22 protein-coding genes and 1 pseudogene are annotated in these 19,890 nt (G+C 70.4%); 10 read left to right on the top strand and 13 right to left on the bottom strand.

What is annotated here, in order from left to right; translation table 11 throughout:
* Window positions 1-29: 29 nt before the first annotated feature.
* The 3 genes from HNR02_RS06765 to HNR02_RS06775 all read right to left on the bottom strand — a co-directional run bounded on the left by HNR02_RS06765 (window position 30) and on the right by HNR02_RS06775 (window position 2,948).
* Complete coding sequence (locus HNR02_RS06765; RefSeq protein ID WP_179772328.1) at window positions 30-719, bottom strand: response regulator; 690 nt, start codon at window positions 717-719, stop codon at window positions 30-32.
* The gene (locus HNR02_RS06770; protein WP_312860925.1) at window positions 719-1,936 is read right to left on the bottom strand and encodes a sensor histidine kinase; all 1,218 of its coding nucleotides are present in this window, start codon (window positions 1,934-1,936) and stop codon (window positions 719-721) included. The genes HNR02_RS06765 and HNR02_RS06770 overlap by 1 nt, the downstream gene beginning before the upstream one ends.
* A 136-nt stretch (window positions 1,937-2,072) precedes the next feature.
* Window positions 2,073-2,948: an oxidoreductase gene (locus tag HNR02_RS06775; protein ID WP_179772329.1), complete on the bottom strand. Its 876-nt coding sequence runs from the start codon at window positions 2,946-2,948 to the stop codon at window positions 2,073-2,075.
* Between the two features lie 66 nt (window positions 2,949-3,014).
* On the opposite strand from HNR02_RS06775, the gene HNR02_RS06780 reads away from it, so the two are divergent.
* Window positions 3,015-3,650 (top strand): response regulator transcription factor, encoded by a 636-nt coding sequence (locus HNR02_RS06780; protein ID WP_179772330.1) that lies wholly within the window; start codon window positions 3,015-3,017, stop codon window positions 3,648-3,650.
* Here HNR02_RS06780 and HNR02_RS06785 read toward each other — a convergent pair.
* Entirely contained in the window at window positions 3,636-4,229 is a 594-nt protein-coding gene (locus tag HNR02_RS06785) for a TetR/AcrR family transcriptional regulator (protein ID WP_179772331.1), read from the bottom strand. The two genes, HNR02_RS06780 and HNR02_RS06785, sit on opposite strands and share 15 nt — an antisense overlap.
* Window positions 4,230-4,293: 64 nt before the next feature.
* Between HNR02_RS06785 and HNR02_RS06790 the strand changes: the two genes are divergently transcribed.
* Entirely contained in the window at window positions 4,294-4,473 is a 180-nt protein-coding gene (locus HNR02_RS06790; RefSeq protein WP_179772332.1) for a hypothetical protein, read from the top strand.
* Window positions 4,474-4,524: 51 nt separating this feature from the next.
* Here HNR02_RS06790 and HNR02_RS06795 read toward each other — a convergent pair whose 3' ends face one another.
* The 4 genes from HNR02_RS06795 to HNR02_RS06810 all read right to left on the bottom strand — a co-directional run bounded on the left by HNR02_RS06795 (window position 4,525) and on the right by HNR02_RS06810 (window position 9,531).
* Window positions 4,525-5,265: a phosphoglyceromutase gene (locus tag HNR02_RS06795; RefSeq protein ID WP_179772333.1), complete on the bottom strand. Its 741-nt coding sequence runs from the start codon at window positions 5,263-5,265 to the stop codon at window positions 4,525-4,527.
* Window positions 5,266-6,446: 1,181 nt separating this feature from the next.
* Window positions 6,447-6,959, bottom strand: a complete 513-nt coding sequence (locus HNR02_RS06800; RefSeq protein WP_179772334.1) for a type III secretion system chaperone family protein — start codon at window positions 6,957-6,959, stop codon at window positions 6,447-6,449.
* Window positions 6,956-8,263: a D-inositol-3-phosphate glycosyltransferase gene (mshA, locus tag HNR02_RS06805; RefSeq protein WP_376772831.1), complete on the bottom strand. Its 1,308-nt coding sequence runs from the start codon at window positions 8,261-8,263 to the stop codon at window positions 6,956-6,958. Before mshA ends, HNR02_RS06800 begins: the two co-directional genes overlap by 4 nt.
* 98 nt (window positions 8,264-8,361) lie before the next feature.
* Window positions 8,362-9,531 carry a L,D-transpeptidase gene (locus HNR02_RS06810; RefSeq protein WP_179772335.1) on the bottom strand — a complete coding sequence of 390 codons (1,170 nt, stop codon included), beginning with the start codon at window positions 9,529-9,531 and terminating at the stop codon, window positions 8,362-8,364.
* Between the two features lie 96 nt (window positions 9,532-9,627).
* Here HNR02_RS06810 and HNR02_RS06815 point away from each other — a divergent pair, with 96 nt between their 5' ends.
* Window positions 9,628-10,359 (top strand): SDR family oxidoreductase, encoded by a 732-nt coding sequence (locus HNR02_RS06815; protein WP_179772336.1) that lies wholly within the window; start codon window positions 9,628-9,630, stop codon window positions 10,357-10,359.
* Here the strand turns inward: HNR02_RS06815 and HNR02_RS06820 are convergent, their stop codons facing one another.
* Window positions 10,360-11,382 (bottom strand): UDP-N-acetylmuramate dehydrogenase, encoded by a 1,023-nt coding sequence (locus tag HNR02_RS06820; protein ID WP_179772337.1) that lies wholly within the window; start codon window positions 11,380-11,382, stop codon window positions 10,360-10,362.
* Between the two features lie 26 nt (window positions 11,383-11,408).
* Between HNR02_RS06820 and HNR02_RS06825 the strand changes: the two genes are divergently transcribed.
* From HNR02_RS06825 to purU, 7 genes and pseudogenes are all read left to right on the top strand, one after another.
* Window positions 11,409-11,909, top strand: coding sequence for a DUF2505 domain-containing protein (locus HNR02_RS06825; protein WP_179772338.1), 501 nt, complete (start codon window positions 11,409-11,411; stop codon window positions 11,907-11,909).
* Window positions 11,888-12,685, top strand: coding sequence for a class I SAM-dependent methyltransferase (locus HNR02_RS06830; RefSeq protein WP_179772339.1), 798 nt, complete (start codon window positions 11,888-11,890; stop codon window positions 12,683-12,685). Before HNR02_RS06825 ends, HNR02_RS06830 begins: the two co-directional genes overlap by 22 nt.
* A 113-nt stretch (window positions 12,686-12,798) precedes the next feature.
* Complete coding sequence (locus HNR02_RS06835; protein ID WP_179772340.1) at window positions 12,799-13,524, top strand: GNAT family N-acetyltransferase; 726 nt, start codon at window positions 12,799-12,801, stop codon at window positions 13,522-13,524.
* 77 nt (window positions 13,525-13,601) lie between these two features.
* Window positions 13,602-14,285 carry a lysophospholipid acyltransferase family protein gene (locus HNR02_RS06840; RefSeq protein ID WP_179772341.1) on the top strand — a complete coding sequence of 228 codons (684 nt, stop codon included), beginning with the start codon at window positions 13,602-13,604 and terminating at the stop codon, window positions 14,283-14,285.
* 103 nt (window positions 14,286-14,388) lie between these two features.
* Window positions 14,389-14,748: pseudogene (locus HNR02_RS35325) on the top strand (DedA family protein); the annotation flags it as partial.
* Window positions 14,749-14,872: 124 nt separating this feature from the next.
* Entirely contained in the window at window positions 14,873-15,613 is a 741-nt protein-coding gene (locus tag HNR02_RS06850; RefSeq protein ID WP_218902689.1) for a maleylpyruvate isomerase family mycothiol-dependent enzyme, read from the top strand.
* A gap of 26 nt (window positions 15,614-15,639) precedes the next feature.
* Complete coding sequence (purU, locus tag HNR02_RS06855; protein ID WP_179772342.1) at window positions 15,640-16,500, top strand: formyltetrahydrofolate deformylase; 861 nt, start codon at window positions 15,640-15,642, stop codon at window positions 16,498-16,500.
* On the opposite strand, the gene HNR02_RS36435 is transcribed toward purU, so the two are convergent.
* The 4 genes from HNR02_RS36435 to HNR02_RS06875 all read right to left on the bottom strand — a co-directional run bounded on the left by HNR02_RS36435 (window position 16,497) and on the right by HNR02_RS06875 (window position 19,812).
* Entirely contained in the window at window positions 16,497-16,844 is a 348-nt protein-coding gene (locus tag HNR02_RS36435) for a hypothetical protein (protein WP_312860926.1), read from the bottom strand. The genes purU and HNR02_RS36435 overlap by 4 nt on opposite strands.
* Before the next feature lie 477 nt (window positions 16,845-17,321).
* On the bottom strand, window positions 17,322-18,326 hold the full coding sequence (locus HNR02_RS06865) for an NADP-dependent oxidoreductase (protein WP_179772343.1): 1,005 nt from the start codon (window positions 18,324-18,326) through the stop codon (window positions 17,322-17,324).
* A 92-nt stretch (window positions 18,327-18,418) separates the two neighbouring features.
* Window positions 18,419-18,853, bottom strand: a complete 435-nt coding sequence (locus HNR02_RS06870) for an SRPBCC family protein (protein ID WP_179772344.1) — start codon at window positions 18,851-18,853, stop codon at window positions 18,419-18,421.
* A 41-nt stretch (window positions 18,854-18,894) separates the two neighbouring features.
* Window positions 18,895-19,812, bottom strand: a complete 918-nt coding sequence (locus HNR02_RS06875) for an ABC transporter substrate-binding protein (protein ID WP_179772345.1) — start codon at window positions 19,810-19,812, stop codon at window positions 18,895-18,897.
* Window positions 19,813-19,890 lie beyond the last annotated feature (78 nt).

The raw sequence follows: 19,890 nt of genomic DNA on the forward strand, positions 1-19,890 counted from the left end.
AAAGTGCCGGATTGGCCACCTCTGCTTGCTCAGGTCTCGAACTTGTACCCCAGACCGCGCACCGTGACGAGGTGACGCGGCGAGCCCGGGTCCGGCTCGATCTTGGAGCGCAGGCGCTTGACGTGGACGTCGAGCGTCTTGGTGTCGCCGACGTAGTCCGCGCCCCACACCCGGTCGATCAGCTGACCGCGGGTGAGCACCCGTCCGACGTTGCGCAGCAGGTATTCGAGCAGGTCGAACTCCTTGAGCGGCAGCGACACCTCGCCGCCGTCGACCGTGACCACATGGCGCTCGACGTCCATCCGCACCGGGCCGGCCGCCAGCACCAGCGGCGCCAGCTCGCCGTCGCCACCGGTCTCGCCGCCGCGGCGCAGGACCGCGCGGATGCGGGCGATCAGCTCGCGCGCCGAGTACGGCTTGGTGATGTAGTCGTCGGCGCCCAGTTCGAGGCCGACGACCTTGTCGATCTCGCTGTCGCGGGCCGTCACCATGATCACCGGCACGGCCGAACGCTGCCGCAGCTGCTTGCAGACGTCGGTACCGCTCATGCCCGGCAGCATCAGGTCGAGCAGGACGATGTCGGCGCCGTTGCGGTCGAACTCGTCCAGGGCCTGCTGACCGGTCCCGGCCACCGCGGCCGTGAACCCCTCCTTGCGCAGCAGGAAGGCCAACGGGTCGGCGAACGACTCCTCGTCCTCGACGATGAGCACTCTCGTCACTACTTTCCTCCCTGGTTCCGGCCGTCGTTGGCGGCGGTCACGAGCCGCGACAGCTGCGCGGGGGTCTGGTCGGCCCGTTCGCCGGGGGTTCCGTCCCCGTTGCGCCCGGACTGGTGCATCGGGATCCGCAGTGTGAACGTCGATCCCGTGCCCGGCCTGCTCCACAGTTTCACGTCGCCACCGTGGTTGGCCGCGACGTGCTTGACGATGGCCAGGCCGAGTCCTGTTCCGCCGGTGGCGCGGGAGCGCGCCTTGTCCGCGCGGTAGAAGCGTTCGAAGACGCGCTGCTGGTCCTCCTCGGCGATGCCGATGCCGCGGTCGGTCACCGCGATCTCGACCATGCCGCCCGCCAGCCGTCGGCTGATCGACACCGGGCTGCCCTGCGAGGAGTAGTTGACGGCGTTGTCGAGCAGGTTCGACAACGCCGTCACCAGCAGCGTCCGGTCCCCCTCGACGAGCAGGCCGCTGGGGTCGTCGGTGGTCACGTCGATCTCGCGCGACTCGGCCGCCAGCCGGGTGCGGCCCAGCGCCTCCCGCACGACCGCGTCCACCTCGACCACGTTCAGATCGGGCAGCCGCTCGGCGCCCTGCAGCCGGGACAGCGCGATCAGTTCGCTGACCAGCTGGCCGAGCCGGGTCGACTCGTGCAGGATCTTGCCGCCGAAGCGGCGCACCTCCTCGACGTCCTCGGCCGCGTCCAGCACGGCCTCGGCGAGCAGCGCGATCGCGCCGACCGGCGTCTTCAGCTCGTGGCTGACGTTGGCGACGAAATCGCGCCGCACGGCTTCCAGCCGGGCCGCCTCCGAGTGATCGACCGCCTCGACGACGGTGAAGCCCTCGCCGAGCGGCCGGATCTCCGCGACCACCGCCTCCGGCTGGCGGCCGCGGGCCTCCAGCGGGGACAGGTCGATCTCCATCGGGTCGCCGGTCTCCTCGACCTGTTCGGCCGCGACCCGCGCCCGCGGATCGGCACGATTGGCCTGGACCAGTCCCAGCGCCTCGGCGCGGCGGTTGAACAGCACCAGGTCACCGAAGCGGTTGAGCACCAGGATGCCGTTGCCCGAGGAACGCACCAGCCGGAGCAGCAGCTCGGCGACGGTCGGCCCGGCCGGCCTGCGCTGGGCCCGTCGTTTCTTCAGGTGCGGGACGAGGAAACCGGCGATCAGGCCGACCAGCAGACAGCCGACGGCCAGTGCGACTGAACCGGCAACACTCACGTGTGAATCGTAAGCACGGAAGTGACCGTTTGGCCTAGTCCTGGCTGCCTTCTCGTGATGGCTGTGACACCTTCACGGCGCCTGTTTCCACGTGCTTCAACCTGCGTTTACTTGATCCGCCCCGTCCCGTGACCAATCACTCTTCCCGGTGCAAACCGTCCAACCGGGCCAGCTCGTCCGCGGACAGCCGCAGCGACGCCGCCGCGATGTTCTCCTCAAGGTGATCGAGGCTGCCGGTGCCGGGGATGGCGAGCACGTTCGGTCCCTGGTGGAGGGTCCACGCGAGCCGGACCTGGGCCGGGCTCACGCCGTGGTCCTTCGCGATGGCCGTCACGGTTTCGTCCTCGGCCCCGCTGGCGATGGCGAAGAACGGGACGAACGCGACTTTCTGCTCCGCGCACAGCCGGACCAGTTCGTCGTCCTCCCGACCGGCGGTGAGTCCGTACTGGTTCTGCACGCACACCACCGGCGCGATGGCCTGCGCCTCGGCGAGGTGCTCGGCACCGACGTTCGAGATGCCCAGGTGCCGGATCAGACCCTTCTCCCGCAGCTCGGCGAGCGCGCCGAAGCGATCGGCGATCGAGCCGGTGCCGCGGTCGAGTGCGGCGCCGATGCGCAGGTTGACGACGTCCATGTGGTCACGCCCGAGCTGGCGGATGTTCTCCTCGACCTGCAGGCGCAGCTCCTCCGGGCGGGCTTCGGGCAGGAACTCGCCTGCCAGGGTACGGCCGGGCCCGACCTTGGTGGTGATCACCAGGTCGTCGCCGTAGGGGTTGAGCGCGGAGTTGATCAGCTCGTTGGCAGAGCGCAGCGGTGAGAAGTAGAAGGCGGCCGTGTCGATGTGGTTGACGCCCAGCTCGACGGCGCGGCGCAGAACCGCGAGGGCCTGGTCGCGGTCGATCCTGCCGTCGTGGGAAATGGGCAGGCGCATCGAGCCGAAGCCCATGCGGTTCACCGTGAGGTCGCCGAGTTGCCAGGTGCCGGCCGCGCCGGCGTCGATCGTTTCGGTCATGACTCCAGCCTGGCCGGTCGTCGCGGGCGCGGCCGGGATTGGCAACTTGCTGCCACACTGGTTGTCATGGAGTCCGCGGGTGTCCTGGTGAGGGGCCAAGCCGAGCTGTTCGCGCGCACGGCGCACCTGTTCGATTCCGCGCGGGAGATCTTCTGCGCGGCCAACGATTTGCGCACCTGGGCGAGCGTGCACCAGGCGCCGCCCACGCGGCGGGACACGACGGGCACGACCGTGCGCAAGCTCTACCGGCCGGCTTCGCTGCTCGACGCGGGCGGGGTCGAGCAGCTGCGCGAGCGCGAGCGGCTGGGCGCGCAGATCCGGATCACGGCGGACGAGATCAACGAGACGATCGTGCTCGACCAGAAGGTCGCGATACTGGCCTCCGACACCGTGGGCCTGGAGCGCTGCTACTCGGTGATCACCAGCCCCGAGGTGATCAGCAGCGTGACGTCGTTGTTCAACGCCGCCTGGCGCGCGGGCACCGACCTGTCGGTGTACGACGCCGAGTTCGCCGAGCTGCGTGAGCTTGCGCCGCGGATCCTCGACGAGCTGGCCACCGGGTCCAAGGACGAGGCGGCGGCCAGGACACTGGGGCTGAGCGTGCGCACCTACCGCCGCCGGGTCGCCGAACTGATGTCCGCGATGGGCGCGAACTCGCGCTTCCAGGCCGGTGTGCGGGCACGCGAGCTAGGTCTGGTCTAGCGCTTCGAGGTGGTTCCGGAGCACCGCCAGCACCTCGTCGGCTGGCCACAGCTCCGGGTACAGCACGCCGTTGAGGCTGAGGCCGTCCAGTAACGCGGTCAGCCGAAGGACCTCGGCCTCGTCCGGATCGAGCGCGGCCAGGATACGGCGGACCAGCGCGCGGGTGCCGCGAGCCGATTCGCTCGCGAGGTCGGCCAGGCCGGGGTCGGTGCGGGCCGCATGGACGAACTCCAGGAACACCGTCACCTCCGCCCTGCGCGTCTCGTCCAGCGGCAGCAGCTCGGCGAGCAGTTCGACCCGCTTCTCGCGCCGCTCGTCCGCGGACAGCCCGCTCGCGTCGCCGAGTGCCTCGACCTTCCGCGCCAACCGCACCGACACTCGATCGATCACCGTGCGCATCGCGAAGCGCATCAGCTCGGCCTGGCCCTCGAAGTAGTGCCGCACGGAGCCCACGTTCAGACCCGCCTCCGCGGCGACGGTCCGCAGCGACACCCGGTGCAGGCCCTCCCGCACGGCCAGGCGGAACAACGCGTCCGCCACCTCGGCGCGACGACCTTCCGGGTCCACGATCTTCGGCACCTGGCCTTTGTATCACAGCTGTGCTAACTTCTATTTGTCACACCTGAGATATAAAGGGGGCGTCATGGAAACAGTGCTCACGGTTCTGCTGGTCCGGTTCGCGCTGATCGCCGCGGTCGTCGTCGCGGTCGCACTCGTGGTGCTGGCGGTGGTGCTCGTCCTGCACCGGCGCGGCCGGGGCGATCAGGCACGGCGGGTCGCGGAGACCGCCGCCGACTTCGCCCGGCGCCGCATCGGGCGGTGAACGCGCGAAGGCCCGGCTCCCGAGGGGGAGCCGGGCCTGGCGCGGTTCGGTTCAGCGACCCTGGTTGGCGACCGCGGCGGCAGCCTCGGCGGCGGCGGCAGGGTCGAGGTAGGTGCCGCCCGGGTTGGTGGGCTTGAGGTTCTCGTCGAGGTCGTAGCGCAGGGGGATGCCGGTCGGGATGTTGAGGCCGGCGATGTCGTCGTCGGAGATCCCGTCAAGGTGTTTGACGAGGGCACGCAGCGAGTTGCCGTGCGCCGCGACGAGCACCGTCTTGCCCGCGCGAAGGTCGGGGACGATCGCCGAGTCCCAGTACGGCAGCAGCCGGGCGACGACGTCCTTGAGACACTCGGTGAGCGGCGCGCCGGGGCCGTAGCGGGGGTCGGTGTCCTGGCTGAACTCGCTGCCGCGCTCGATCCGGGGCGGCGGAACATCGTAGGAGCGGCGCCAGAGCATGAACTGCTCCTCGCCGAACTCGTCGCGCACCTGCTTCTTGTTCTTGCCCTGGAGCGCGCCGTAGTGCCGCTCGTTGAGGCGCCAGTCCCGGCGCACGTCGATCCAGTGCCGGTTGGCGATGTCGAGCGCGATGTTGGCGGTCGAGATCGCCCGGCGCAGCAGCGAGGTGTGCACGACGTCCGGCAGCAGCCCCGTCTCGGCGAGCAACTCACCACCCTGGCGCGCCTCCTGCTGCCCGAGCTCGGACAGGGGCACGTCGACCCAGCCGGTGAACAGGTTCTCGGCGTTCCAGGTGCTCTGCCCGTGGCGGAGCAGCACCAGCGTCCCAAGTTCGGCCATACTCGTCAGCCTGCCAGAACACCCGCCGCGACCGGACGACGCCCCAGGTGAGAGCCCCCTCTACACACAGTGTGTTACCACTCAGTAGGTGTCCGATCGGCGACTCTTTCGCAGGTTGAACACCAGCCAGGAAAGTGACACTTACTGCATACCGTTAACACAGACAGTGAGAATCACTCGAATGGAGTAACCAGTAGTCTTGTGATTACTGGTGGACATCTGACAAGTTGGCTTACGTCCCGCTCGGCTGGAATTCCACGCACTCCCCAGCCGGTCGCGGGGTACGACCGCAGCCTGTCTCCCCCTGCCGGGCTGCGGCCCCGCCGGCCCCGTTGGCACTCCCCCTCGCCACCGGGTCCAGAAGCGGCGGGAGCGTTCGCGGGGCGGCTTGAGTTCGCGACTCCCCCTCCCTCAAGCCGCTCCGCCCTCCCCGCGCTGACCTTCCTCCGCACGCGACTCCCACGCTCCGCACCGGCCAACACCCCGCCCGCACCGGCAAACACACTGACCGGAGCGGCCAACACGCGGACCGGAGCGGCAAACACGCCGGTGCCGTCGGCGTGTTTGCTCTTCCGGGCGCCGTGTTTGCCACTCCCGGCGCCGTGTTTGCCGTTCGCGGCGAGAGCCCCGGCCACCGCAACACCGCCACCCACGACAGCAGCCACCGCCCCGGCAACCGCCGCCCGGCAGCGGAAGCCGAACCAAGACGTACCCGGACCTCCCCCGCCCCTCATCCCAAGCCGAACTCGGTCGCTGACCAGCGGGGTCAAGGTACTCTTTCCCGCCTTGACGCCGCTGCTCAGCGACCGAAACCATCCGCGAGGAGGGGCGGGGGAGGTCGAACCCAAGCCGACCGACTACCGGCCGCCACAGTGACCAGCGGCCACCTCGCCAGCCGAAGGCGCGAGTTCAAAGATCAAAAGAGTCCTCGCCGGACGGGCTGGCTCCGGGATGACCAGGGCCCCCGCAGTCCGGCTCACCTTGAGCGGGTGGTCGCTGGGTGGTCATCCCGTCGCCTGATCTGAGGCCTATCACTGTGAGCCAGGCCCGCAAGGTTGCATCGTCGGCTGCGCGCTGGCAGCGGATGTTGCGGGCCTGGCTCACAGTGATCGAGACGGCCTCAGGCGACGGGATGACCACCCAGCTCGTTTTGGGGCAGGGCAGCTCGCTGGCGCTCGCCGCTACTCCGTCAAGCTCCCGGGCTCGCGTCCGCCTTCCGGCTCCACCAGATGCCGGAAAGCCTGCAGGTTGGCCAGACTCTCGCCCCGGCTCACGCGCCAGTCCCATTCGCGCTTGATGCTCGTCGCGAAGCCCAGCTCCAGGATGGTGTTGAAGTCACCGTCCGCGGCTTCCAGGACCTGCCCCAGGATCTTGTCGAGTTCCGCCTCGGACACCGTGTCCAGCCCGAACCGGCCCACCAGGTAGATGTCCCCCAAAGCGTCCACCGTGTAGTGCACGCCATACAGCTTCGCGTTCCGGCGCAACAGGAAACGGTAAACCGCCTCGTGGTTCTCGTCCGGGCGGCGGCACACGAACGCTTCCACGGCGAACGCGTGCTCCCGCTCGATCAACCACACGTTGGTCTGCAGCTTCTTCGTGCCCGGCAGGGTGACGAAGTACCTGCCCTCGTCCTTGCGGTCGTAGGACAACTCCGCCTGGTCCAGCGCGGACCGGACGACCTTGTCGACCGTCATACCGCGACCTCCTCGTGCAGTGCGGCCAGCGTGCGCGAGGCCGCGGCGTACGTGTCCAGCAGCGCGTCCGTGGTGCGCGCCCACGAGAAACGCCGCGCGTGGACCAGCGCGTTCTCCGCCAGTTCGGCACGCCGGTCCGGTCGCAGGGCCACGCTGGCGAGCGCGCCCGCCCAGTCCCGCGCCGCGTGCGAGGGGACCAGCAGCCCGGACACCCCGTGTGCCACCGCCACCGGGAGACCACCGACCTCGGCCGCCACCACGGGCGTTCCGCACGCCTGCGCCTCCAGCGCGACCAGGCCGAACGACTCGTTGTAGCTCGGCACCGCCACCACGTCCGCCGCGCGGTACACCTCCGCCAACCGGGTGCCCGGCTGCGGCGGCATGAATCGCACCACGTCGTCGATACCCAGCGAAACCGCCAGCTCACGCAGGGCCTGCGGCTGCTCCAGACCGGTCCCCGACGGACCGCCCACCACGAGCACGACCAGCCGCGACCGCAGCTCCGGCCGGCGCTCCAGCAGGTGCGCGGCGGCGTGCAGCAACACGTCCGGCGCCTTCAACGGCTGGATCCGGCCCGCGAACGCCAGCACGACGGCATCCCGCGGCAGGCCCAGCCGGCGGCGCGCGCCGGACTGCGAACCGGGCACGAACCGGTCCAGGTCCACGCCCGGCGCCACGGTGTGCACCCGCTCCGGGTCCGCGCGGTAGAGGTCCACCAGCTGCCGCGCCTCGACGGGCGTGTTCGCGATCAGCCGGTCCGACTCCGCGACCACCTGCTCCTCGCCGATGACCCGCGTCCGCGGCTCGGGTTTGTCGCCCTCGGCCAGCGCCGCGTTCTTGACCTTCGCCAGCGTGTGCGCGGTGTGCACCAGCGGCACGCCCCAGCGGTCCCGCGCCAGCCACCCCACCTGGCCGGACAGCCAGTAGTGCGAGTGGATCACGTCGTAGTGGCCCGGCTCGTGGAACGCCTCGGCCCGCAGCACGCCCGAGGTGAACGAGCACAGCTGCGCGGGCAGCTCGTCCCGGCCCAGCGGCTCGAACGGACCAGCGGGGATGTGCCGCACCAGCACCCCGGGCGCCAGCTCGGCCACCGGCGGCTGCTCGGACGAGGTCGCGCGCGTGAACACCTCGACGGCGATCCCGCGCCGCGCCATCTCGACCGCGGTCTGGGTGATGTAGACGTTCATGCCACCGGCGTCACCGGTGCCGGGCTGTTCCAGGGGCGACGTGTGCACCGACAACACCGCGACCCTGCGCGGCCGGAATGTGGGCGTTCGTCGTGATCCGCGCAGCGAGATCGTCACCTGGTTCACTCCCGTGTCAGTCTCTGTCCGCTTCAGGGCGGAGCCCGTGAACGACAACGCTCACGGGCCCCCACCATCTTCCCAGCGGTACGAGACCGTCACAGTGCGGACTTGGCCTGCCAGGCGCTCCAGGAGACGAGCCAGTCGTTGACGTCGGAGTTGACGACCGGTCCGAGCTTCGACCCGGTGATCTCCACGGGGTCGCCGATCAGTGCCGAGTCGAAGTAGTTCTTCGCGTCGGATTCCAGCAGGTTGACGCAGCCGTGCGAGGTGTTGGCCTTGCCGATGTTGGCCGCGTTGTCCTGGTTCTCGTGGATGAACTCGCCGTGGTTGGAGAACCGGCAGGCCCACTTCTTGTTGACGTTGGTGTAGCCGTAGCGCGCGTTGTCGAAGATCGCGCTCGGCTCCTTCGTCATGATGATGTAGGTGCCGTTGGGCGTGTTCAGGTTCACGTCCGAGTCCTTGCCGTTGCTGCACGGGTAGCTCTTGGACAGGGACCCGCCCCGGTAGACGTTCATCTTGTGGTCCGGGGTGTTGATCTTCACAACCTGGTTGCGGCCGATCTTGAACTCGGTGGTGACGTCGGCCCGCGGGTAGGCGCCGCCGCCGAGGTCCGTGCCGTACAGCTTGGCCTCGACCTTGACCGTCGTGCCTGCCGGCCAGTACTCCTTCGGCCGCCAGTCGACCTGCTGGTCGGACAGCCAGCCCCAGGATCCCTCGACGTCGGTGGACGTCTCGATCTTGAGCGCCTGCTCCACCGCGGCCTTGTTCTTCACGGCGCTGGTGAACTTGACGCTGACCGGCATCGCGACGCCGACCGTGACGTCGTCGGCCGGGTTCAGGGTGACGCGGACCGTCGAGGCCGGTTTGAGCGTCGAGAAGCTGCCGGTCAGCGTCACCGGCTTGCCGTCGGTGCCGGTGGCCGTCGCGTCGTAGGTGTAGGTCTTGTCGTAGCCGAGCGCCTCGCTGCTGGTCCAGCTCGTCTTGTCGTCGCTGAGCGCGCCTTCGACGGCCTTGCCGTCCGGGTTGGTGAGCTTGACCTCGGTGAGCGTGCCCTGCGCGACCCGCACGGTGACCGGCTGCAGCACGGGCACGTCCGTGGCGTCCGCCGCGGGCTCGGCCGTGATGACCGCGGCGGGTGCGGCCGGTGCCTCCGGTGCCGCCGTGCCGCCGTCCTGCGTACCGTCGCCGCCGCTGGTGCACGCCGCGGCCACCGTCGCCGCGCTCGCGGCGAGCGCGGCCTTGAACACCGTGCGCCTCTCGATCACCCTGCTACCTCCGCACTCCGTACTTCTCCTCGGGCATCGACCGACGCCCGGCCCTGCCGCGTTACCGGCATGTCCCCCGCTGGGAGTATGTGCGGTATGACCAAGCGAACCGCAGTGATCACCGGCGCCAGCGCGGGCATCGGCGAGGCCACCGCCCGCGCCCTTGCCGATGCCGGATTCCACCTGGTGCTCGGGGCTCGCCGCCTCGACCGCCTGGAGAAGCTGGCCGCCGAGGTGTCCGGAACCGCACACGTACTGGACGTCACCGACCCCGCTTCGGTTGCCGCATTTGTCCAGCGGGTTCCAGACTGCCACGTTCTGGTGAACAACGCGGGCGGTGCCCGTGGTCTGGAGCGGGTCGTGGACGCCGACGAGGACCACTGGCGCTGGATGTGGGAGGTCAACGTCCTGGGCACGCTGCGCATGACGAAGGCGCTGCTGCCGAAGCTGATCGCCTCCGGTGACGGTCACGTGGTGAGTGTCACGTCGATCGCCGGGCACGAGGTGTACGACGGCGGCTCGGGCTACACCTCCGCCAAGCACGCGCAGTCGGCCCTGCACCGCACGTTGCGATCGGAGCACCTGGGCGATCCGGTGCGGATCACCGAGATCGTGCCGGGGATGGTCGAGACGGACTTCTCGGCCAACCGCTTCGACGGCGACACCGAGCGCGCCGCGAAGGTCTACCAGGGCATCACCGCGCTGACGGCCGAGGACGTGGCCGACGTCATCGCGTTCGCCGTCACCCGGCCCTCGCACGTGAACCTCGACACCATCGTGATGAAGCCGCGGGCACAGCTCAACGGCAGCCGCAGCCACCGCGAGTGATCACAGAGCGCAGTTGATGAGCAGAGGTTCGGGACGCAGCGTGACGCCGAAGCGGGCGTGCACGCCGTCCCGGACCTCGCGCGCCAGCGCCAGCAGGTCCGCGGTGCTGGCGCCGCCCCGGTTGGTCAGCGCGAGCGTGTGCTTCGTGGACAACGACACCCGCCCGCCCGGCCCCGCGTAGCCCTTGCCGAACCCGGTGTGGTCGATCAGCCAGGCCGCGGACAGCTTCACGCCGCCGTCCGCGGGGTAGCGCGGCATTTCCACGTCCGCCAGCGCCGCAGGCAGCTCGGCGACGATCGGGTTGGTGAAGAACGAGCCCGCGCTCCAGGTGTCGTGATCGGACGGATCGAGCACCATGCCCTTGCCCTGCCGCAGTTCCAGCACCGCTTCGCGCGCCTGCGCGGCCGGGACCCGCGCCCCCAGCTCGACGCCCAGGGTGCGGGCCAGTTCGGCGTAGCGGACCGGCGCCGACAGGCCGTCCCCGCGCAGCGCGAACCGGACACTGAGGACGATGCCCCAGTCCTCGCCTTTCAGGACGCTCGTGCGGTAGCCGAAGCCCAGGTCGTCCGCGGTCATCGTGCGCACCTCGCCGGTGCGGCGGTCGTAGCACTCGACGGAGGTGAGCAGGTCCGCGACCTCGCAGCCGTACGCCCCCACGTTCTGGATCGGCGTCGCGCCCACCGAGCCGGGGATGCCGGACAGGCATTCCAGCCCGCCGAACCCGGCCTCGACCGTCGCCGCGACGAAGCCGTCCCAGTTCTGCCCGGCCTCGACCACGACCTCGTCGCCGTCGATGCGCCAGCCGTGCGTCGCGATCTTCACCACCGTGCCGGGGAAGCCGTCGTCGCCGACGACGAGGTTCGACCCGCCGCCGAGCAGCAGCACCGGCCCGTCGACCGAACGCACCGCGGCCAGCAGATCGTCGGTGGTCCCGGCCACCACGAACGCGCGGGCTGGCCCGCCCAACCGCAGCGTGGTGTGGTCGGCCAGGGTCGTCTGGGTCGGTGTTTCGAGACGGCTCACGAGGACAAACGGTACTGTCTGGCCCCATGGCATCCCGTATCGAGCACCGTGCGGAGTACGCCCAGGGCGTCGCCGAGGTGTTCGCGGCCGAGACGAGCGAGGAGGCGCTGACCGCGCGCCTGGCCGAAATCGGCGGCAAGAACAGCGCCCTGCTCAGTCATTCCGCCGACGCGGACGGCGCGCGGTACACGCTGCGCCAGGGCATCGAGGCGGAGAAGCTGCCGCAGATCGTGCGCAAGCTGCAACCCGGCGACCTCTACGTCGACCGGGAACACACCTTCACGCGCGGCGGTGACGGCTACACGGGCACGGCGAAGGCCACGGTGAGCGGGATGCCCGGCGAGATCACCGCGCGCACCGAGATCCGCCCCGCGGGCGAGGGCACCGTGGTCGAGACGCGCGGCGAGGTCAAGGTCAAGATCCCACTGGTCGGCGGCAAGCTGGAGAGCTTCGTCGCCGGTGAACTGACGAAACTGCTGGCCCGCGAGGCACAGTTCAGCGCCGAATGGCTCGCGCGCACTTCGTAGGCGCGCCGACCCGAGGAACCACGAACCCCAACCGCCTGCGCCGCGTCGACCGCTGGCTGGCCGGCACCCCCGAGGTGTCGGCCGTGCTGCGCCGCGCGCCGGACCCGCTGGTCGTGGACCTCGGGTACGGCGCGTCCCCGGTCACCACGGTCGAGCTGGCCACCCGGCTGCGGCGGGCGCACCCGGCGGTCAGGGTGCTCGGGCTGGAGATCGACGCGGAGCGGGTCGCCGCGGCCCGGCCCGCCGCGAACCCGCCGTTGCTCGACTTCCGGCAGGGCGGTTTCGAGCTCGCGGGAACGCGGCCGAACCTGGTCCGCGCGTTCAACGTCCTCCGCCAGTACTCCGAGGACGAGGTCACCGGCGCGTGGAAACTTGTCCTCGACGGGCTCGCGCCCGGCGGTCTGCTCATCGAGGGCACGTGCGACGAGATCGGACGACTGTCCACCTGGGTCACCCTCGACGCGAACGGTCCGCGTACGCTCACCCTGTCCTGTCACGTCGGCTCGCTCGACCGTCCGTCCACATTGGCCGAACGGTTGCCGAAGGCGCTGATCCACCGCAACGTCCCCGGCGAGCGCGTCCACGACCTGATGTCCACGTTGGACAGTTGCTGGGCCGCCGCCACGCCGCACCGGACGTTCGGCGCCCGCTCCCGCTGGCTGGAAACCGTGCGCCTGCTCGCGGAGCGGGGTTGGCCGGTGCTGAGCAGGCCAGGGCGGATCCGCCTGGGCGAGCTGACCGTCCCGTGGCACGCGGTGGCACCCGAAAGCAGGTAGGGGCACCCCTACTTCCGTAGGAGGGACACCACGTACGGGCCTTCCCCTGGTTGTCCCTGATATTGGCGGAAGTCCCTGGCTCAGGAGCCGTCCGCGGCGACACGATTCACCGCATGACCACAACGCTGGGGAGCAGGCAGTACGACGCCGTCATCACGACGGACGCCGACATCGTCCGGGCGTGCCAGAAGCTGCGGCACAGTGTGTTCACCACGGAATTCGGCGCCGCCCCGCATCCCAGCGGGCTCGACGTCGACGAGTTCGACGGCGTCTGCGAGCACCTCGCCGTCCGCCACGAGGGCGCAGTGGTCGGCACCTACCGGCTGCTGCCGCCCGGCCGGTCGGAGCGCCTGTACTCGCAGTCGGAGTTCGACCTGGGCGGACTGGCCCCGCTGCGGCCGTCGCTGGTCGAGACCGGACGGTCCTGCGTCCACCCGGAACACCGCTCCGGCGGTGTGATCAACCTGATGTGGGCGGCGATGGCCCGCTACGTCGTCGACCACGGCTACCGCTACCTCGCCGGATGCGCGTCGGTGTCGCTCGACGACGGCGGCACCGCGGCGGCCGCGACGTGGGCGCTGGCCCAGGCCAACCACCGCCCGGCCGGGGAGTTGCGCGTCGCACCGCACCGGCCGTGGATCCCGTTGCCGCGTGGCGAACGGCCGCCCAGCTACGCGCAGGTGCCACCGCTGCTGCGCGGGTACCTGCGCCTGGGCGCGTGGGTGTGCGGGCCACCGGCGCACGACCCGGACTTCGCCGTGGCCGACTTCTTCACCGTTTTGGCGGTGGACCAGATCAACGAACGCTACCGCCGCTACTTCCTCGGGGACAATTCATGAGCCCGTGGGACGTTTCTTCACCTTGTACCCCTCGCTGCGTCACCCACCGGCTGCCTGAGATCACCACACTGCTGACCGTGCGACGGTGGCTGGCACTGAGCTCGGTCCTCGCCGGCGTGCGGCGGGGGAACCTGCGGCCACACGCCCGCGGGGTGCTCGACGCCCTCGGGATCGCCCTGGACGCGAACACCGACCTGCTCCGCGTACCCGGCGGCACCGGCACGCTGGTCGTGGCGAACCACGTGTCGTGGCTGGACATCGTGGCCGTGCTGGCCGTCGACCCGGTCGGGTTCCTGGCCAAGCGCGAGGTGCGCTCGTGGCCGGTCATCGGGCCGCTCGCCCAGTCCTGCGGCACCCGGTTCATCGGCCGCCGCGAGCTGCGTGAACTGCCCACGGTGGTCGCCGGGCTGGCGGACGCGCTGCGGGCGGGCGAATCGGTCGTGGTGTTCCCGGAGGGCACCACGTGGTGTGGCGGCCCCGGTGGGACGTTCCGGCGTGCCGCGTTCCAGGCGGCGATCGACGCCGGGGCGCCGGTGCGGCCGGTGACCTTCTCCTACACGCAGGGCGGGCGGCCGAGCACGGTCGCGGCCTTCGTCGGCGACGACGGGCTCCTGCCGTCCCTGGCCCGCGTCGCGCGAGCCCGTGACCTGCGGATCGGACTCACCGCGCACCCACCGCTCGACCCGGTCGGCGACCGGCGCGGGCTGGCCGCACACGCCCAGGACGTCGTCCGGTCCACCCGGGTCCCGGCCCATGCTTGAAGTCCTGGACCACATCGGCGAGCTGCTGCAGGGCACCCTCGGCTCACCGTGGCTGTGGCTGATCGTGTTCGCGGTGGCGGGGCTGGACGCGCTGCTGCCGTTCATGCCGAGCGAGACGACGGTGATCACGGTCGCCGTGCTGCTCGGCACCGACCTGCCGAAACTGGCGTTGCTGGCGGTGGTCGCGGCGGTCGGGGCGCTCGCCGGGGACTGCCTCTCGCACGCGGTCGGCCGTGGTGCGGCGCCCGCGCTGACCCGGTGGTTGCGCGCGGGCGAACAGGACCGCTACGAGTGGGCCCGGGGCCAGGTCGAGCGCAACGCCGGGCTGCTGATCGTCGCCGGCCGGTACATCCCGGGCGGCCGGGTCGCGAGCGGGCTCGCGACAGGCAGCATGGGGGTGCCGTTCGCGCGGTTCGCGGCGCTGGACGCGCTGGGCGCCGGGATCTGGGCGGTCTACAGCGTGATCATCGGCGCGATCGGCGGCGCGAGCTTCGACGGGCAGCCCGCCAAGGGGCTGCTGCTGTCGTTCGCCATCGGGTTGATCATGGTCGGGGTCATCGAGGTCGTCAGGCGACTACGCTCACGGCATGGTGCACGACGAGTACCTCGCGACGATCGAGAACCAGTGCCGGGCCCTGCGGACAGCGGCGGCACAGGCCGGGCCGGAGACACCGGTGCCGACCTGTCCGAAGTGGACTGTCCAGCGCCTCGTCGGCCACCTGGCGAAGGTCCAGTCGTGGGTCCGGTCCGCGATCGCCGATCCCAGCGGCGAGAACGTGACACGCGGGCAGGCGCCCGAAGAGTGGACTGAACTGCTCGGCTGGTGGGACGAGCAGGCCGCCGGAATGCTCGCCGAGCTGGCCGATCCGGCCACGCCCGCCTGGCTGCCGTGGACCCGGTACCCGCGGACCGCCGGGTCGTGGGCACGGCGGCAGGCGCACGAAGCGGCGATCCACCGGCTGGACGCCGAGCACGCGCTCGCGGGTGCCGATGGCCCGTCGGCGGTCCCGTCGCTGGTGTTCGAGCCGGAGTTCGCCGCCGACGGCATCGACGAGCTGATCGCCTGGATGCTGCCGACCCGCGCGAAGTGGGACCAGTTCGCGGTGTCCGGTTCGCTGCTGGTGCACGCCGCCGACGCCGGACGGATGTGGCGGGTCGTGCTGCGGCCGGAGCAGCCCGCCTCGATCGAACCGGTGACATCCGCGTTCGAGGCCGACGCGACGGTCGCCGGTACCGCCGACGCGGTGTACCGGCGGGTGTGGGGACGGCCCAGCCACGCCTCGGTCACCGGTGACGTGCGTCTCCTGGAGCCCCTGGCCGCGCCGTGAGCAGGGGCGGCGGGGAAGATGGGGCCGTGTCCGAACGACGTTATGTGATCACCTTCGGCTGTCCCGACCGCACCGGCATCGTCGCGCGCGTCTCGTCCTTCCTGGCGGACGCGGGTGGGTGGATCGTCGAGGCGGCCTACCACACCGACCCGGACACCGGCTGGTTCTTCACGCGCCAGGAGGTGCGGGCCGACTCGCTGCCGTTCGACGTGGACGAACTCCGGGCGCGCTTCGCCGAGGTGGCGTCGTCGCTGTCGGCCGAGTCGAACTGGCGCGTCGAGGACACCGCCGAGCGGCGCCGGGTCGTGATCCTGGTGTCGAAGGAAGGGCACTGCCTGTACGACCTGCTGGGCCGGGTCGCGGCCGGTGAACTGGACGTCGACGTGCGCGCGGTGATCGGGAACCACGACACGCTGGCGGACATCACGCGCGCGCACGGGATCCCGTTCCACCACGTCGACTTTTCGGCGGAAGACAAGGTCGCGGCGTTCGCGGAGGTCCGGAAACTGGTCGACGAGCACGATCCGCACGCCGTCGTGCTGGCCCGGTTCATGCAGATCCTGCCGCCCGAGCTGTGCCGGTCCTGGGCGGGGCGGGCGATCAACATCCACCACAGCTTCCTGCCGTCGTTCATCGGCGCCCGGCCCTACCATCAGGCGCACCGCCGCGGCGTCAAGCTCGTCGGCGCGACCTGCCACTACGTGACCGCCGACCTCGACGCCGGGCCGATCATCGAGCAGGACGTGATCCGCGTCGACCACGGCGACACGGTGCCCGACCTGGTGCGCAAGGGCCGCGACATCGAGAAGGTCACGCTCGCGCGCGGCCTGCGCTGGCACCTGGAGAGCCGGGTCCTGGTGCACGGCAACCGCACGGTGGTGTTCTAGGACACGACGATCGCGCCGACGATCGCCAGCGTGTAGACGACGACGGCGGCCCGGACCGCCCTGGTGCGGCGCCGTTCCGGGACACCTCGGAGCAGCCAGGCCAGCCCCGGAACCACGAGGACCGCGTGCATCGTGACGGCGTGCACGGGCTTGAGCGAACCCGCGGTCGTGTACGCGAGCTGCGGCTGTCCCTCTCGGGCCAGCGTGACACCGTCGGCGATCATGATCGCGCCGACGATCATCGCCGCGAAGAGCACGACCAGCCCGAACCGCAGGGCCAGCGTCATTCCCGGGCCGAGGTCCGTGGTCTTCCAGGCGGCCGCGGCGAACCCGAGCACGGTCACGATGATCACCCCGCCGCCGGCGGCCAGGCTGTACGAGACGGCCGTGTCGAAGCCGGTCTCGAAGTTGAAAGTGCGACGGCCTCCCGCGCCACACCTGCAACGTCACCAGTGCGACCTCGACAACGCTCACGACCGTGAGCGCGCCGAGCAGCACGGCGCGGCGGCGCACGGACAGGAAACTCGTCGCCCAGGCCACGCTGGCGAGCGTGAGCCCGAAGGACAGGCCGAACGTCATGGCCTTGCGGTAGGAGAGCGGGCCCTCCCACGTCGTGCCCGACGCGACGAGGACCACCAGGTGCACGAGACCACTGGTGACCAGGACGGCGGACACCAGATAGGCAGCCCGCTCGACGGGTCCGCCGCGGGTCCAGACAGCGCGGGCTTCCAGGAGGGCGGTCATACCACCGATGGTCGGTGTTCCCGGTCCGGATGGCGTCCGCCCGGAGACGTCTCCCGGCCGTACGTCCGCTGCCGTACTCAGACCCGGACGAGCATCTTCCCGGTGTTGGCGCCCGCGAGGAGGTCCAGGAATGCCTGCGGAGCGTTACGCAGCCCCTCGACGATCGTCTCCTCGTACTTGAGTTCGCCGGAGCGCACCAGCGGCGCGACCTCCTCGACGAACTTCGGCTGCAGGTCGTAGTGATCGCCCACCAGGAAACCGTGGATGTCGAGCCGCTTGCCGACGATCTGCATCAGGTTGCGCGGCGCGGCGGGCGGCTCGGTCGCGTTGTAGAGCGAGATCATGCCGCAGACGGCGAAGCGGGCATGCAGGTTCGCCGAGTCGATGGCGGCTTCCAGGTGCTCGCCGCCGACGTTGTCGAAGTAGACGTCGATACCTTCCGGCGCGGCCTCTTCGAGCTGCTTCGCGACCGGGCCGTCCTTGTAGTTGAACGCGGCGTCGAAGCCGAGGTCCTCGATCAGGTGCCGGACCTTCTCCGCCGAACCGGCGCTGCCGATGACCCGCTTGGCGCCCCTGCGCTTGGCGAGCTGACCGACCACCGAACCGACGGCGCCAGCCGCGCCGGAAACGAACACGGTGTCGCCGGGCTTGAACCGGGCGATGTCGGTGAGCCCGGCGTAGGCGGTGAGACCGGTCATCCCGAGCACGCCGAGGTACGCCTCGCGCGGCGCGGCATCCGCGTCGATCTTGCGCGCGTTCTGGGCCGTGACCACCGCGTGCGACCGCCAGCCGAAGCCGTGCAGCACGAGATCGCCGGGCTCGAACGCATCCGTGCCGGACTCGACGACCTCGCCGACCGCGCCACCGAGCATGACCTTGCCGACCTCGTACGGCGGCGCGTACGACTTGGCCGAGTTCATCCTGCCCCGCATGTACGGGTCGACGCTGATCTCGGTGTTGCGGACCAGCGCCTCACCCTGCCCGGGCCTCGGCACCTCGACGTCGACGATGTCGAAGTTGTCCAGCGTGGGTGTTCCCTGCGGGCGGGACGCCAGCCGGATCTCCGTGGCAGATGCGCTCACAGTGCACTCCTCGGTCGAAGGTACGGGTGTTCCACCGACCACCAACGCGCTAACCGGGGCGCTGATTCCGCTTTGTGGCTGAGGCGACAACCTCAGGCCAGCTCCGCCAGCTTGCCCAGGACACCGTCGTAGATCCGGCGGAGCCCGCCCGGCGCGAAGGTCTTCTCGAAGAAGCCGCCGATGCCGCCGGCGCCCTCCCAGCTGGTCTCGATCCGGACGGTGCTGCCCTCGCCCGCGGGCCGCACCGTCCAGGTCGTGACCATCGTCGAGTTGGCGTCGGTCTCGACGAGGGTGCCCGCTTCCGGCTCGGACACACTCGCCGCGACGTCCCGTACCCGCTTGGAGGTGGCCTGCAGCTTCCACTTCGCCTTCGTCCCGGCGCCGGTACCGCCCTCGACCACCTCGTAGTCGCGGTAGTGCTCGGTCAGGATCTTCGGCCTGGTCCCGGCGTAGTCGGCGACCAGCGCACGCACCTTCGCAACCGGCGCGCCGATCGTCCGTTCCGCGCTCGCGGTGACCTTCGCCATGAACCCTCCCTGCTCGGACTGCCTTGCCGCGACTCTATCGATCAGATGAGGCCCTGCTGCGACAGCCAGTCCTTCGCCACGTCGGCCACCTGGTCGCCGTCCTCGTCGACCTGCTTGTTCAGCTCGCGCAGCTGGTCGGTGGTGAGTTTCGCGCTGACCGCGTTGACCGCCGCCGCGAAGTCGGCGCCCCGCTCGTCCAGGACCTTCTGGTTCACCGCGGGCACGATGTTCTCGGTGGCGACGATCTTCTGGTCGTCCTCCAGCGCGGTGAAGTCGGGCGTGCCGACCAGCGGGTTGACCGAGTCGAGCGGGATGACGGTGACCGCACCCGAGCGCAGCTGCTCGACCCGCGGGCCGGACTCCTGGATGCTCGAGAACGTGACGTTCAGCTTGTAGACGTCACGGAAGCCGACGAAGCAGTTGGCACGGGTGCCGCACTCCGGCGGCCCGCCCAGCACGACCTTGTCCAGCTTCTTGAGGTCGCTGATCGTCTTCAGCCCCTGCTGCTGCGCCAGGTCGGACTTCACGACGTAGGTGTTCTTGTTCTCCGCGGGCGCGTAGTCGAGCAGCCCGACGCCGGAGGCCTGGAACAGCTCCGCCAGCTTCGCGTGCTCCGACGCGGCGTCCGTCGGCGCCTGCTCGTTGAAGCCGGAGCTGATGGCCGCACCCTGGTACTCGGGGATGAACTGCAGCTCACCCGACTTGAGCGACGGGTACACCAGCTCGCGCGAGCCGATGTTGAACTTCCGCTCGACCGGGTAGCCCTGCGCCTCCAGCGCCTGCGAGTACACCTCGGACAGGATCTGGCTGTCGGTGAAGTTGAACGACGCCACCACGATCGGGGCGCCCCCCTTGCTCGGCGCTGCCGAACCGCCGTCGTCCCCGCCCCCGCACGCCGTCAAGCCGAGGACCGCCACCGCGAGCACCCCCGCCGCCCGCAGGCTCCGTGTCCATCGCATACCTGTTCACCCTCCCGGACTGTTGGATCGAAGCGACCCTATCCGCGACCACCGACAGAAACCACATCGTGAGATCGG

This window comes from Amycolatopsis endophytica (assembly GCF_013410405.1).
GTDB lineage: Bacteria > Actinomycetota > Actinomycetes > Mycobacteriales > Pseudonocardiaceae > Amycolatopsis_E > Amycolatopsis_E endophytica.